The sequence below is a fragment of the Cellulomonas sp. Root485 genome, from assembly GCF_001426705.1.
Lineage (GTDB): Bacteria > Actinomycetota > Actinomycetes > Actinomycetales > Cellulomonadaceae > Cellulomonas.
Genome location: NZ_LMFC01000001.1, coordinates 1,368,357 through 1,381,453 on the forward strand (window position 1 = coordinate 1,368,357; position 13,097 = coordinate 1,381,453).

Annotated in this window: 12 protein-coding genes and 1 pseudogene; 9 read left to right on the top strand and 4 right to left on the bottom strand. The window is 71.8% G+C overall.

Annotated features, from left to right (window positions below):
• On the bottom strand, nucleotides 1-1,392 hold the full coding sequence (gene uidB / locus ASD16_RS06200; RefSeq protein WP_055915807.1) for a glucuronide transporter: 1,392 nt from the start codon (nucleotides 1,390-1,392) through the stop codon (nucleotides 1-3).
• 47 nt (nucleotides 1,393-1,439) lie between these two features.
• Nucleotides 1,440-3,224 (bottom strand): beta-glucuronidase, encoded by a 1,785-nt coding sequence (gene uidA / locus ASD16_RS06205; RefSeq protein ID WP_055914222.1) that lies wholly within the window; start codon nucleotides 3,222-3,224, stop codon nucleotides 1,440-1,442.
• A 121-nt stretch (nucleotides 3,225-3,345) separates the two neighbouring features.
• Between uidA and ASD16_RS06210 the strand changes: the two genes are divergently transcribed.
• From ASD16_RS06210 to ASD16_RS06235, 6 genes and pseudogenes are all read left to right on the top strand, one after another.
• Entirely contained in the window at nucleotides 3,346-4,368 is a 1,023-nt protein-coding gene (locus ASD16_RS06210; RefSeq protein ID WP_235523128.1) for a LacI family DNA-binding transcriptional regulator, read from the top strand.
• Between the two features lie 91 nt (nucleotides 4,369-4,459).
• Nucleotides 4,460-5,848: a mannitol dehydrogenase family protein gene (locus ASD16_RS06215; protein WP_055914229.1), complete on the top strand. Its 1,389-nt coding sequence runs from the start codon at nucleotides 4,460-4,462 to the stop codon at nucleotides 5,846-5,848.
• Nucleotides 5,845-7,072 (top strand): annotated as a pseudogene (gene manD / locus ASD16_RS06220) (D-mannonate dehydratase ManD). The gene ASD16_RS06215 and the pseudogene manD overlap by 4 nt, the downstream one beginning before the upstream one ends.
• On the top strand, nucleotides 7,069-7,590 hold the full coding sequence (locus ASD16_RS06225; RefSeq protein WP_082570618.1) for a gluconokinase: 522 nt from the start codon (nucleotides 7,069-7,071) through the stop codon (nucleotides 7,588-7,590). Before manD ends, ASD16_RS06225 begins: the two are co-directional and overlap by 4 nt.
• A gap of 30 nt (nucleotides 7,591-7,620) precedes the next feature.
• Nucleotides 7,621-8,565 carry an endonuclease/exonuclease/phosphatase family protein gene (locus ASD16_RS06230; protein WP_200942862.1) on the top strand — a complete coding sequence of 315 codons (945 nt, stop codon included), beginning with the start codon at nucleotides 7,621-7,623 and terminating at the stop codon, nucleotides 8,563-8,565.
• A 16-nt stretch (nucleotides 8,566-8,581) separates the two neighbouring features.
• Nucleotides 8,582-9,523 carry a carbon-nitrogen hydrolase family protein gene (locus ASD16_RS06235; protein ID WP_055914232.1) on the top strand — a complete coding sequence of 314 codons (942 nt, stop codon included), beginning with the start codon at nucleotides 8,582-8,584 and terminating at the stop codon, nucleotides 9,521-9,523.
• Nucleotide 9,524: 1 nt separating this feature from the next.
• Here ASD16_RS06235 and ASD16_RS06240 read toward each other — a convergent pair whose 3' ends face one another.
• The gene (locus tag ASD16_RS06240; RefSeq protein ID WP_055914235.1) at nucleotides 9,525-9,890 is read right to left on the bottom strand and encodes a VOC family protein; all 366 of its coding nucleotides are present in this window, start codon (nucleotides 9,888-9,890) and stop codon (nucleotides 9,525-9,527) included.
• Nucleotides 9,887-10,687: a class I SAM-dependent methyltransferase gene (locus ASD16_RS06245; protein WP_055914238.1), complete on the bottom strand. Its 801-nt coding sequence runs from the start codon at nucleotides 10,685-10,687 to the stop codon at nucleotides 9,887-9,889. Before ASD16_RS06245 ends, ASD16_RS06240 begins: the two co-directional genes overlap by 4 nt.
• A gap of 199 nt (nucleotides 10,688-10,886) precedes the next feature.
• Between ASD16_RS06245 and ASD16_RS06250 the strand changes: the two genes are divergently transcribed.
• The 3 genes from ASD16_RS06250 to ASD16_RS06260 all read left to right on the top strand — a co-directional run bounded on the left by ASD16_RS06250 (nucleotide 10,887) and on the right by ASD16_RS06260 (nucleotide 12,924).
• The gene (locus tag ASD16_RS06250) at nucleotides 10,887-11,156 is read left to right on the top strand and encodes an SHOCT domain-containing protein (RefSeq protein ID WP_055914241.1); all 270 of its coding nucleotides are present in this window, start codon (nucleotides 10,887-10,889) and stop codon (nucleotides 11,154-11,156) included.
• A 36-nt stretch (nucleotides 11,157-11,192) separates the two neighbouring features.
• Nucleotides 11,193-11,714, top strand: a complete 522-nt coding sequence (locus ASD16_RS06255; protein WP_055914246.1) for a DUF1269 domain-containing protein — start codon at nucleotides 11,193-11,195, stop codon at nucleotides 11,712-11,714.
• 112 nt (nucleotides 11,715-11,826) lie between these two features.
• On the top strand, nucleotides 11,827-12,924 hold the full coding sequence (locus ASD16_RS06260; RefSeq protein ID WP_235523130.1) for a DNA glycosylase AlkZ-like family protein: 1,098 nt from the start codon (nucleotides 11,827-11,829) through the stop codon (nucleotides 12,922-12,924).
• The last annotated feature ends 173 nt before the right edge of the window (nucleotides 12,925-13,097 follow it).

A 13,097-nucleotide genomic window follows, 5' to 3' on the forward strand; every position in this document is an offset into this window, starting at 1 on the left:
TCAGTCCTCCCGCGCTGCGCGACGGGCGGCGACCTCGGCGACCATCGACCGGAACCGGGTCTCGGTCAGCGGGTAGAAGACCATGATCAGGACGCCGACCAGGATGAACGCCGCGGGGACGAAGCCGGCGATGAAGCGGATCCCGTCCTGGGTCGCCTGGCTCTGCACCTCCTGCTGCGCCACGTACCCGACGAAGCCCAGCCCGTACGCGGCAGCCGCGCCACCGACGGCCTGGCCGACCTTGCGGGTGAACGAGAAGACCGCGTAGGTGGTGCCCTCGGTCCGCACCCCGGTCCGCCACTCGCCGTACTCGACGGTGTCGGCCTCGAACGCCCACATCAGCGTGTTCACGGCGGCGAGGCCGACGCCGTAGATCCCGAAGAACACGATCGCGAGCCCGGGGCTCGTCGACGGGGTCAGGGCGATGCCGACCGCGGCGACGATGGCCAGGACGCTGGCGCTCAGGTAGGCGGGCTTCTTGCCGACGGCGCGCACGATCCGGGGAATGAAGCCGGCGACGACGAACATGACGCCGGTGCTCACGACGGTCAGGATGATGAAGTAGTTGGCGTCGCCGAGCACGTCGCGGGCGTAGTACGCCTGGACGGTCTGCAGCGTGAACATGCCGACCAGGAACGACAGCGCGCTCAGGCAGAGCATCAGCAGCGGGCGGTTGCCCTTGAGCGTGGCCATGCTCTGCTTGAGGGTCACGTGCGCCACGTCGCGGGCCACGCGCTCCTTCGACGTCGAGAAGAGCAGCATGTAGAGCCCGAACCCGATGACGACGAAGAGCAGGGTCGTCAGCGTCAGCGACTGCTGCAGGTTGTCGGAGCTCTTGATCTGCGGGGCCACGATGAACGCGAGCGCGATGATCGTCGCGGCCGTGCCCATCGAGCGGAAGCTCGCCAGCCTGGCGCGTTCCACGGGCTCCTGCGTCATGGCCGACGCCAGCGAGCCGTACGGGATGTTCACCAGGCTGTAGGCCAGGCCGAGCAGCGCGTAGGTGGCGTACGCGTAGATCAGCTTGCCCGTGCCCCCGAGCCCGCCGGGAACCGTGAAGGTCGCCACGGACAGCAGCAGCAGGGGCAGGGAGCCGAACAGGAAGAACGGCCGGAACTTGCCCCACCGGGTCATCGTCTTGTCGACCTGCCGGCCGGCCCAGATGTCGGCGAACGCGTCCCAGACCCGCACCACGAGGAACAGCGTCCCCGCGGCTGCGGCCGAGATGCCGACGACGTCGGTGTAGTAGAGCAGCAGGAACATCGACGTCATGGAGAACGCCAGGTTGTTGCCCGCGTCGCCCGCGGCGTAGCCGAGGTAGGAACGGAATCTCAGCTTGGGGGTGCTGGCAGGGGTGGTGATCGGGTCGGAGACAGCGACGGTGCTGGTCATGTCGACTCCTCGGTCGGGCCGCGCGGACGCGACGGTGCTGGGGGTGGTCACGGCTTGGAGGTCCAGCGGCGGCGCAGCACGTGCGCGGCAGCCTTCGGGCGGCGGTCCCGGGTGAAGATGCCCTTCTTGTTGCCGTCCACCCGGAACACGCTGGTCGAGGAGGTCGCGAAGTCCGCGAAGTTCCAGACCTGCTCACCGACGACGGCGTCGACCGCGTCGAACACGCGGTGGTTCATCTCCAGGTACTCGACCTGGTACTCCTCGGACCACGGCTGCGGGGTCAGGGAGTGCACGCCGGCGACGGTGTCGGCGCCGTACTCGGTGATGATGATCGGCTTGCCGTCCGTGGCCCACTGCTGGATCTCGGACAGCCAGGCGGACTCTGCGGCGACCAGGTCGCCCGTGTTCACGTACCAGCCGTAGTAGCGGTTGAGCATGATCACGTCGCCGAGCTCCGAGACCTTGCACTCGCCGTGCGGCGCGAGCATCACGTTGACGAAGCCGACGGGCCGGCTGCGGTCCAGCTCACGGGTGAGCGCGAAGAGCGGCTCGAAGTAGGTGCGCGCCGCGTCGGTGTCGGACTCCGGCTCGTTCGCGATCGACCACAGCACGACGCTCGGGTGGTTCTTGTCCCGGCCCACCAGCTCGCGGATCGCCTGCTTGTGCGCCTCCTGGCTCACGTCGTTCACGGTCTCGGGGGAGAACGTGGTGTAGCTCTGCCCGCCGAAGATCCCGCCGGCCAGCCCCATGTTCTGCCCGACCGCCGCGACCTCGTCGATGACGACGATGCCCTTGCGGTCCGCGTAGTCGTACACCTCCTCGGCGTACGGGTAGTGCGAGGTCCGGAACGAGTTGGCGCCGATCCAGTCGAGCAGCTCGAAGTCGTGCACCAGGTAGGCGTCGTCGTGCCCCTTGCCGCGCACGGCCGTGTCCTCGTGCTTGCCGAAGCCCTGGAAGTAGAACGGCTCGCCGTTGATGAGGAACTGCGTCCCGCGCACCTCGACCGTCCGGATGCCGACGCTCTGGTGGTAGCTGTCGAAGGGCGTCCCGGAGGTGTCGAGGAGCTCGACCTGCGCGTCGTAGAGGTAGCCGGCGCCGGGTTCCCACCGGTGCACGTCCGGGACGGTCAGCTCGTTGCTGGAGCCCTCGGCGATGGCCACGACGCGGCCGTCGGCATCGCGCAGGGTCACCCGGACGCTGTGCTGCGACCCGCCCGCGACCGTCACGTCGTACGCGACGACGCCGGAGGTGCCCTGCAGGTCGGTGACCACGACCACGTCGTCCACGTACGTCGTCGGCGTGGCGTACAGCCAGACCGACCGGTGCAGGCCGGCGAAGTTGAAGAAGTCGTGGAAGTACTGCTGCCGACGACCCTGCGGGGTGTCGTGCACGATGCCCGGCGGGATGGTCTGGAAGGTCAGCTCGTTGTTCACCACCACGGTGACGCGGACCTCGTCGCCGGGGGAGACCAGCTCGGTGACGTCGGCCTCGAACGGCGTGTACCCGCCCTCGTGCCGGGCCACCTCGGTGTCGCCGACCCAGACGACCGCGGCGTGCGTCGCGGAGTCGAAGCGCAGCACCACGCGCTGACCGGCCCAGCCGCGCGGCACCCGGACCGAGGTCTGGTACCAGGCGTCACCGACGTGGTCCCGGCCGGTGGTCCCCACGAGCACGTCGTTGTAGCTCGCGGGGACCGGCATGGCCTGCGCGGCGGTCAGCGGGGCACCGTGCCAGCCCTCACGCCGACCGGCGCCTGTCGCGTCGAGGCGGAAGTCCCACAAGCCGTTCAGCGTCTTGCGCTCGCGGCTCGCGGTGTCCTGGGGACGAAGCATCGGTGCTCTCCTCTCATCGCCGGCTGAGCATCTGCGCACCGGCCGGTAGCACCATTGAGGACCCGTGATCACGGGACGACAAGCGGTTGCCATGACTTGTCGCAGTCCCTACCGTCGAGACGTGGACGAGCACCGGGTGCCGACGATCTACGACGTGGCCAAGGCCTGCGGCGTCGCACCGTCGACCGTCTCCCGGGCGTTCTCCCGTCCGGGCCGCGTCAACGCCGAGACCGCCGCCCGCATCCGCAAGGTCGCCGAGGAGATCGGCTACCGGGCGAACCCGTTGGCCCGGGCGCTGCCCACGGGGAAGACGTCCCTGCTCGCCCTGGTGGTCTCCGACGTGACCAACCCGTTCTACTTCGAGATCATCCGTGGGGCCGAGCTCGCGGCGAACGCGGCCGACTACACCTTGCTCGTGGCGGACGTGTACGAGTCGGCGGCGGTGGAGCGCAAGGCGCTCGAACGCGCGCTGCCCCTCGTCGAGGGGGTGGTGCTGGGCACGTCGCGCATGTCGGACTCGGCGATCCGGGTGATGGCGCAGCAGCGGCCGACCGTCGTGCTCAACCGCGTGCTGACCGGCATCCCGAGCGTCATCACCGACAACGCCCGCGGGACCCGCCGGGCGATGGAGCACCTCGTGGACCTCGAGCACCGCAGCATCGGGTACGTGGCCGGGCCGGAGGCCTCCTGGGCGGACGGCATGCGCTGGCGGGCGATGCGCGATGCGGCCGAGGCGCTCGACGTCCGGGTGCAGCGGTTCGGCCCGGTGGCCCCGACACTCGTCGGTGGGACGGGGGTCGCGCCCGTCGTCGCCGACTCGGCGGTCACCGCGGTCGTGGCCTACAACGACCTCGTCGCGATCGGGCTGATGCGCGGACTGGCCGCGGTGGGGGTGCGGGTGCCGCGGGACGTGAGCGTCGTCGGCTTCGACAACATCTTCGGCGCCGAGCTGTGCTCGCCGGCGCTGACCACGGTGGCGGCGCCGCTGGCAGCGCTCGGGCGCTACGCCGTGCAGACGTTGCTCGCCGGGATGGCGTCCCGCACGCCACCGCAGGTCCGGCCCGCGCTCCTGCCGGCCGAGCTCGTGATCCGGGAGTCGACGGCGAGACGCGCGCGGCGACGACGGTCCGTGGCCGCGTCGTAGGACAAGTCATGGCAATCGATTGCCATTGGGGTGCGGGAGAGCGCTGAATGGTCAAGGGCCGACGACGGTCCGACGACCAGGAGGTGGAGCCGTGCCCGACCCGACGAGCTGGGAGCGAACCGAGCCCCCCGCACCGGTGCGCCTCGTCCACCTGGGGCTCGGCGCCTTCGCCCGTGCGCACCTGCTCTGGTACACCCAGCGCGCCAACGAGTCCTGCACCGCCGAGCGGTGGGGCGTCGCCGCGTTCACCGGCCGGTCGGCCGCGGCAGCCGAGGTGCTCGCGCGGCAGGACGGCCGGTACACGCTGCTGGTCCGCTCACCCGACGGCGACGCGCCCGAGACGATCGACGCGCTCGTCGCGGTGCACGACGGTGCCGACGCCGACGCGTGGCGCGAGTACTTCCGCCGGCCCGAGGTCGGCGTCGTCACCCTGACCGTGACGGAGGCCGGGTACCGGCGCACGTCGACGGGTGCGCTCGACCTCCACGACCACGAGGTCGCCCGCGACCTCGTGCACCTGCGCTCCGGCCGCGGTGCGGTCGCGGCCCCCGGCCGCCTCGTCGACGGCCTGCGCGCACGCCGGGCGGCAGGCTCCGGGCCGATCGCGATCGTGAGCTGCGACAACCTGCCGGACAACGGCTTGGTGGCTCGCCGCGTCACGCTCGACGTGGCGTCGGCGATCGACGAGTCGCTCGCGTCGTGGATCGAGCAGCACGTCTCCTTCGTGTCCACAATGGTCGACCGCATCACGCCCGCCACGACCGAGACCGACCGGGCTGTCGTCCGCAAGCTCACCGGGCGGGAGGACCGCTCGCCGGTCGTCACCGAGCCGTTCAGCGAGTGGGTGCTCCAGGGCGACTTCCCCGCGGGCCGGCCGCGCTGGGAGGCCGCCGGGGCGCGGTTCGTCGACGACCTCGAGCCGTACGAGCGCCGCAAGCTGTGGCTGCTGAACGCCGGCCACTCCCTGCTCGCCTACGCAGGTCTGGCGCGCGGACTGACCACGGTCGCGGACGCGTTCGCCGACCCGTCGTGCCGCACCGAGCTGGAGCGGCTGTGGTCGGAGGCCGCCGAGGTCCTGACGCTCCCCGCGGACGACGCGACCGCCGCGCTGCGCGAGCGGTTCGCGAACGCCCGCATCGAGCACCGGCTCGCGCAGATCGCCCAGGACGGGTCCGTCAAGCTCCCCGTCCGCATCCTTGCCGTCGCCCAGGCGCGAGCAGTCGCCGGGCTGCCGGTCGGTCCGGCGGGCGCCGGCGTCGTGGCCGCGTGGATCGACCACCTCGACGGGACCGTCTCCGACCCCGGAGCCGCCGACCTGGTGGCACGCCTGCCGGGTCAGGGCAGCTCCGCCCGCGCCGTGCTCGTGCTCGACGCGATCGCCCCCCGTCTCGCCCGCAAGGACGTCTTCGCCCGGCACGTGTCCGAGCGGCTCGCCGTCCGCCGTCCCACCTCACCCATCCCCGCAGGAGCCCGACCATGAAGATCGTCACCGCCGACGTCATCGTCACCAGCCCGAACCGCAACTTCGTCACCCTGAAGATCACCACCGACGAAGGCCTCACCGGGCTCGGCGACGCCACCCTGAACGGCCGCGAGCTCGCCGTCGTCAGCTACCTGCGGGACCACGTCGCGCCCCTGCTGATCGGTCGCGACGCGAGCCGCATCGAGGACACGTGGCAGTTCCTCTACCGCAGCGGTTACTGGCGCCGCGGACCGGTGACCATGGCCGCGATCGCCGCGGTGGACATGGCCCTGTGGGACATCAAGGGCAAGGCCGCGCAGATGCCGGTCTACCAGCTCCTCGGGGGAGCGAGCCGCGACGGTCTGATGGCGTACGGCCACGCGTCCGGGGACCTCGCTGCCGGCCCTGTTCGACTCCATCCGGGAGCACCAGGAGCAGGGCTACCGGTCGATCCGCGTGCAGACCGGTGTGCCGGGCCTCAAGTCGATCTACGGCATCGCCGCCCAGTCCACGGGGGAGGAGCGGTACGACCACGAACCCGCCCAGCGCGGCGCCTACCCCGCCGAGGAGGACTGGGACACCCGCGCGTACCTGCGGCACCTGCCCACCGTGTTCGAGGCCGTGCGCAACGAGTTCGGTCCCGACCTTCCCCTGCTGCACGACGGTCACCACCGGATGACACCGATCCAGGCGGCCAAGCTGGGCAAGTCCCTGGAGCCGTACGACCTGTTCTGGCTCGAGGACTGCACCCCGGCCGAGAACCAGGAGGCCCTGCGCCTGGTCCGTCAGCACACCACGACGCCGCTGGCGATCGGCGAGATCTTCAACACGGTCTGGGACTTCCAGGCGCTGATCAAGGAACAGCTCATCGACTACGTCCGGGCCGCCTCGACGCACTTCGTGGGCATCAGCCCGCTGCGCAAGGTCATGGACTACGCCGCGCAGTACCAGGTGAAGTCCGGGTTCCACGGCCCGACGGACATCTCACCGGTCGGCCTGGCCGCGCAGATGCACGTGGGGATGGCGATCCACAACTTCGGCATCCAGGAGTACATGCAGCACGGCGCCAAGACCAACGCCGTGTTCCAGCAGTCGTTCACGTTCACCGACGGCTACCTGCACCCGGGCGACCTTCCCGGCCTCGGCGTGGAGCTCGACGTCGACGAGGCCGGCAGGTTCCCCTACGAGGTGGCGTACCTCCCGTACAACCGCCTGGCCGACGGCACGGTGCACGACTGGTGAGCCACGTCGTGGTCATGGGCGTCTCCGGCTGCGGCAAGTCGACGGTCGGAGAGCTGCTCGCCGACCGGCTGGGCGTCCCCTTCCTCGACGCCGACAGCCTCCACCCGGAGGTGAACCTCACGAAGATGGCCACCGGGACACCGCTCGACGACGCCGACCGGTGGCCGTGGCTCCGGCTCGTGGGCCTCGAGCTCGCCGCCCACCCGGACGGGGCGGTCGTGGCGTGCTCCGCGCTGCGCCGCGCCTACCGGGACCTGCTCCGCGACGCCGTCCCGGACGTGCGGTTCGTGCACCTGGAAGGGACGCGTGACCAGCTGGCGTCCCGCATGCGAGCCCGCGAGCGCCACTTCATGCCCGTGTCCCTGCTCGACACCCAGCTCGCGACCCTCGAGGCGCTCGCGCCGGACGAGCCCGGGGTCGGGCTCGACTGTGCCCTCGACCCGGCCACGCTCGCCCGGACCGCCCACCGGCGGCTCGGGTCGGGCCGCCCCTTGTCGACCGATTCCGTGGAGGAGTAGACACGAGGTGACCCGAGGGGGTGGTCGGCCATGGTGCGGATCTGCACGTGGAACCTGGAGAACCTCTACCTTCCTGGGGACGCCGCCGGACCCGAGACCGGCGCCGCGTACCAGGCGAAGCTCTCGTCGCTCGCCGACGTCATCGCCACGATGGCCCCCGACGTCCTGGCGGTGCAGGAGGTCGGCGACGAGGCGGCGCTGACCGACCTCGCCGAGCGCGTCGGCGGGACGTGGCACCAGGCGACGGCGGCGCCCGACCGTCGCGGCATCCGGGTCGGCTTCCTGTCCCGCCTCCCGCTGACCTCCGTGCGCCAGTGGACCGCGTTCCCGCCGGGGCTGCGCCCGATCCAGGTCGACGACACCGCGGTGTCCAGCTCGACGATGGGGCGGGCAGCGCTCCAGGTCCGGGTGAACGTGGCCGGCCGCCGCATCGACCTCATCGCATGCCACCTCAAGTCCAAGCTGCTGACGTTCCCGGGTGGCCGCTTCTCGACCGGCGACGAGGGCGAGCGGGCACGGTTCGGCGCGTACGCGCTGCACCGCCGCTCGGCCGAGTCGGTCACCGTGCGTGCGGCCGCAACCCGCAGGCTGGCCGCCGTCGACGGTGCGGCCGTCGTCGTGCTGGGCGACCTCAACGACGAGCCGCAGGCGGCCACGACGCAGATCCTCCTGGGCCCGACCGGCTCGGAGATCGGCACCGGCGGGTTCGGCCGACCGGATCTCGGCGACCGCCAGCGCCTGTGGAACCTGGCCGCCCGGATCCCCGAGGAGCAGCGGTTCTCGCGCGAGTACCGAGGCCGCAAGGAGCTGATCGACCACATCCTGGTCAGCCACGCCCTGGTCGGCCGGGTCGGCGACGGGGCGGTCACGACCGACGGTGCCGGGCCGACCCCGTCGATCACCGACGACCCCAACGCCCGTCGCGGGGAGCCCGGGTCGGACCACCGACCCGTCCTGGTCCACATCGACCTGTGAGGAAGGGGTTCCGCCCATGGTTCTCACCCGCGTCGCCGCGATCCAGGCCGCTCCCGTGCTCCTGGACCAGCAGGCGTGCGTCGACAAGGCGGTGCAGTTGATCGAGAAGGCCGCCGCGGACGGCGCCCACCTGGTGGTCTTCCCGGAGGTGTTCATCCCGGGTACGCCGATCTGGATGGACTCGAGGCCCATCTGGGACGGCGACGAGGAGTGGTTCGCCCTCCTCGTCGACCAGGCCGTGGTCGTCCCCGGCCCGGTCACCGAGGCGCTCGGCGCCGCCGCCGAGGCCGCGGGCGTCTACGTCGTGGTGAACGTCGAGGAGCGTGAGCCGCACGGCGCGACGATCTACAACACCACGCTCTACCTCGGACCCGACGGCAGGCTGCTCGGCAAGCACCGCAAGCTCATGCCGACCGGGTCGGAGCGCACGGTCTGGGGCATGGGCGACGGGTCGACGCTGCCCGTCGTCGACACCCCGTTCGGTCGCCTCAGCGGGCTGACGTGCTGGGAGAACTACATGCCCCTGGCGCGCTTCTACCTGTACGCGCAAGGTGTCGACATCTGGACGGCTCCCACGCTCGCCACGGGTGACGGGTGGGTCGCGACCCTGCGCCACATCGCCCGCGAGGGCCGCTGCTACGTCATCGGGGCGAACCCGTGCACCCACATCGACCAGCTCCCGGCCGACTTCCCGCGCCGCGACGAGGTCTGGACCGTGAAGGAGGGCGACGGTGGCTGGGTGGAGCCGGGCAACAGCGTGATCGTCGGGCCCAACGGCGAGCTGCTCGCGGGACCCGCCCGCCACGAGGAGACCATCCTGACCGCCGACATCGACCTCGCCCAGGTCCGCGCGGCCCGCCGCCTGTTCGACCCCACCGGGCACTACCACCGGCCGGACATCTTCCGGCTCACGGTCGACACGCGCCCGAGGCCTGCCGTCACGATCGCCGACGGCTAGCTCACGGCCCCCAGCACAGGCAGAACGGGTGGCCGGCTGGGTCGGCGTAGACCTGGAACCCGTCGGGGGTCGAGAAGTCCGTCGCCGCCTGGAGCAGCACCGCGCCGACGGCCAGGGCGTGCTCGTGCGCCGCGTGGATGTCGTCGACGTAGAGGTCGAGGTGCACCTGCTGCGGCTCGCCGTCGGGCCAGTCGGGACGCACGTGGTTCGGCGCCGGCTGCACGTCGATCCGCGGTTCGCCGTCGACGACAACGGAGTGCCAGTCCTCCTCGACCGACACGGTGCCTCCGAGCAGGGCCGCCCAGAACGCGCTCTCCACCCCCACGTCCAGGGCGTCGAACACCACCACCTGCCGCCTGATCCTCATGCGGACATCGTGGCACCGGGTCGCCGCGGGAGCCCGAGCTGCAGCGTCACGTGGACCTCCTCGGTGAGGGGCGCGTAGGGCTGCAGCCTCCGCTCGAGCTCGGCGACGAACCCCCGGCGCTCCCGAGCGGGAGGCGGGGTCATCGCCGACAGGACGCCGCCGACGACGGCGTCGACGCTCAGCGTTGCCGTGTAGTCGACGGTCGTCTCGGTGACGTCGTAGCCCGCATCCTCCAGGGCGTCCCGGGTGAGGCGTCGGCCATCCACGTCCGTCTGGCAGGTGGCGCCCGGACGGCCGGTCCGGTCGCGCAGGAACGCCGCGAGCTCGCGTGACCAGTCGGCGTCGTACGACCACAGCGGGGCCCCGTTGGTCACCACGGCGACACCGCCGCCCCGGCGCAGCAGCGGTCCGGCCACCCGGAACAGGGTGGCCCGGTCCATCCAGTGGATCGCGACCGCGACCGTGAGCGCACCGAGCGGTCGCAGCGCCCGACCGACGGTGGGCAGGTCGCGGTCCGAGCCGAGCACCCAGGCGACCGCCGCGGGCGGGTGCGTGGCGGCTCCTGCTGCAGCGGCGGCGAGCATGTCGGGCTCCGGGTCCATGCCGATCATCGTCCCGACCCGGCCTGCGAGGGCGTACGTGAGCAGCCCGGTGCCGCACCCGAGGTCGAGCGCGAGATCGTCCTGGGTGAGCGCGAAGGCGTCCACGATCCGCTGCACCACCGCGTCCGGGTACCCGCGCCTGTATCTGGCGTAGTACTCGACGACCTCGCCGCTGAAGCCCGTCCCCGTGGTCATGGATCGAGCCTCGCGCGCGTGACCGCTGCGGCGCCACGCCTTCTGCCCTCGGCAGACGCCGAGCACCCCGACGATCACCCGGGTGAGCGGCTCGCCGGGTGAGCACGCCGCGACGGGCCGGGCGCACGATGGGCAGACCCGGACGAGTCGTCGCCCGGCGCCGGGGACCCCTCGTGGGTCGACCAGAAGGAGACACACCATGCCGCGGATGCTCAGGCGCGCAGCCGTCCTGGGGGCCACCGCCCACGTCGCCTCGAGCCGTGGGGCGGCACGCGCGAACGCCCAGAACGCCCAGGCCGCGGCGGAGCAGCCGCCGGCTCCCCAGTACGAGGCGCCGCCTGCTCCGGAGGCCGCCGCGCCGCCGGTCGACATCTACGCCGACCTGACCAAGCTCAAGGAGCTGCTCGACGCCGGAGTGCTGACCCAGGCGGAGTTCGACGCGCAGAAGCAGAAGCTCCTCGCCGGCTGACCGCACACCCGGACCGACCACGCTCAGGAGACCCGCATGTCCATCGGACCCGTCCAGCTGCTCGTCGTCGCCTTCGACCGGCCGAACTTCACCGGGGAGATCCTCGACGAGCTCGCCTACCTGCGTGACAACGACCAGATCCGGCTCATCGACGTCCTCGCCGTGCAGAAGACCGAGCACGGGACGATCGAGGCACTGCGGTGGAGCGACCTGTCGATCGAAGAAGCAGAGGATCTCGGCGCCACCGTCGGCGCGCTCCTCGGGCTGGCAGTGGCGGGGGACGAGGGTGCCGAGGCCGGCGCGATCGCGGGCTTCGAGGCCGGGTCCGACGGCCACCTCATCGACGACGCCCAGGTCTGGGACGTCGCGGACACGATCCCCGACGGAAGCGCGGCAGCGATCGCGCTGATCGAGCACGTCTGGGCCAAGCCCTTGCGCGCGACGATCGCGCGGGCCGGCGGCGTGGTCGTCAGTGGCGAGTTCATCCACCCGCTCGACCTCCTGGACGTCGGACTGCTCTCGGCGGTGGAGCTCGACCTCGAGACCTCGCAGGAGTGACGGGGGCGTCGTCGCTCAGGCGGGTGTGCGAGTCGGCCGCACCCATCGCGCGTGAGGCCGGCCATGGATGCCACGCTGGTGCCGTGAGGGGCCGATGACCGACGAGGTCCGGGTGACACGACCGCAGGCGCTCGCGTGGCGGCTGGGCCGGCAGCTGCTCGAGCCGGTCGGAACGTCGCCGGCTGAGGACGTGGTGCGCCGGCTGGCCGCGATCCCCGCGCAGTCCGACCCGGAGCTCGCGGTCCGGACCCGGCAGCAGAGCTCCCGTCCGGACGAGGTCACGGAGGCCCTCCGGGACGGCCGCCTCCTGCGGACGTTCGCCTTCCGTGGCGCGGTGCATCTCCTGACCCCCGAGGAGGGCGGCGCCTATCTCGCGCTGCGTGCCGCCGGCCGGCAGTGGGAGCTGCCGAGCTGGCAGGAGTACTACGGGCTCACGCCCCACGACTGGCCGGCCTTCCGGGCGGCCGTCCGCGAGGCTGTCGACGACCACCCGCTGACGTCCCGAGAGCTCGGTGCGAGAGTCTCGGCACGTCCTCGCTTCGAGCACCTCCGTGAGATCTTCGCCCACGAGCCGTGGACGCTCCTCAAGGCGCTCGCCTGGCAGGGCGACCTGACCTTCGGACCGTCGCGTGACGGGGCGCCGACGTTCCAGCCCCTCGCCCACAACCCGCGCTGGGCAGGGCTGCCGGAGCTCGCCGATGCGGGTCGTCACGCGATCGAGGCCTACGTGCGGGCGTACGGTCCGACGACGGCCGACCACCTGCAGTACTGGCTCGGAGCCGGCCTGAGCGCGGGTCGCCGGCGGATCCAGGGGTGGATCACGGAGCTGGAGGACCGGCTGGCGCCCGTCGTGGTCGACGGCGACGCATCGTTCGTGCTGGCGGAGGACGTCGGCGAGCTCCTGGCGACGGAGCCCACGAGCACCGTCCGGCTGCTGCCCGCCTACGACCAGTGGGTGCTCGGTCCCGGGACTGCGGACCCCATGGTCGTGCCGCCCGCGCAGCGCGCCCTGGTCAGCCGCGGGGCGAACCTCGTCGTCGCGGGCGGTGTCGTCGCCGGGACGTGGGAGGTGCGCCGCGACCACCTCACCGTGACGTTCTTCGGCGACTCCCGCCGGCCGTCGTCGGACGCCCTCGACGAGGGGACAGCCAGGCTCGGCGCGAGTCTGGCCCGACCGCTGGACACCGTCACCGTCACGCCGCGTCCGTAGCGTTCGACGGTGACACGGAGGTCACAGGATCTCGATTGCGTGCTCGCGCCGCCGCTCTGTACGGTCGTGATGATCGTGACCCGACGGCAGGAGGTGACACCCATGAACGCAGGATCCGCACTGGGTGCTCCACTGCAGTCCACGGTCGCGCGACTGAGCTAGTCGCCACCGGG

What these genes read in the sequence shown, in the direction of transcription:
- uidB (WP_055915807.1), bottom strand. Translation starts at nt 1,392, where the DNA reads ATGACCAGCACCGTCGCTGTCTCCGACCCGATCACCACCCCTGCCAGC.
- uidA (WP_055914222.1), bottom strand. Translation starts at nt 3,224, where the DNA reads ATGCTTCGTCCCCAGGACACCGCGAGCCGCGAGCGCAAGACGCTGAAC.
- ASD16_RS06230 (WP_200942862.1), top strand. Translation starts at nt 7,621, where the DNA reads ATGGTGCGGATCTGCACGTGGAACCTGGAGAACCTCTACCTTCCTGGG.
- ASD16_RS06235 (WP_055914232.1), top strand. Translation starts at nt 8,582, where the DNA reads ATGGTTCTCACCCGCGTCGCCGCGATCCAGGCCGCTCCCGTGCTCCTG.
- ASD16_RS06240 (WP_055914235.1), bottom strand. Translation starts at nt 9,890, where the DNA reads ATGAGGATCAGGCGGCAGGTGGTGGTGTTCGACGCCCTGGACGTGGGG.
- ASD16_RS06245 (WP_055914238.1), bottom strand. Translation starts at nt 10,687, where the DNA reads ATGACCACGGGGACGGGCTTCAGCGGCGAGGTCGTCGAGTACTACGCC.
- ASD16_RS06250 (WP_055914241.1), top strand. Translation starts at nt 10,887, where the DNA reads ATGCCGCGGATGCTCAGGCGCGCAGCCGTCCTGGGGGCCACCGCCCAC.
- ASD16_RS06255 (WP_055914246.1), top strand. Translation starts at nt 11,193, where the DNA reads ATGTCCATCGGACCCGTCCAGCTGCTCGTCGTCGCCTTCGACCGGCCG.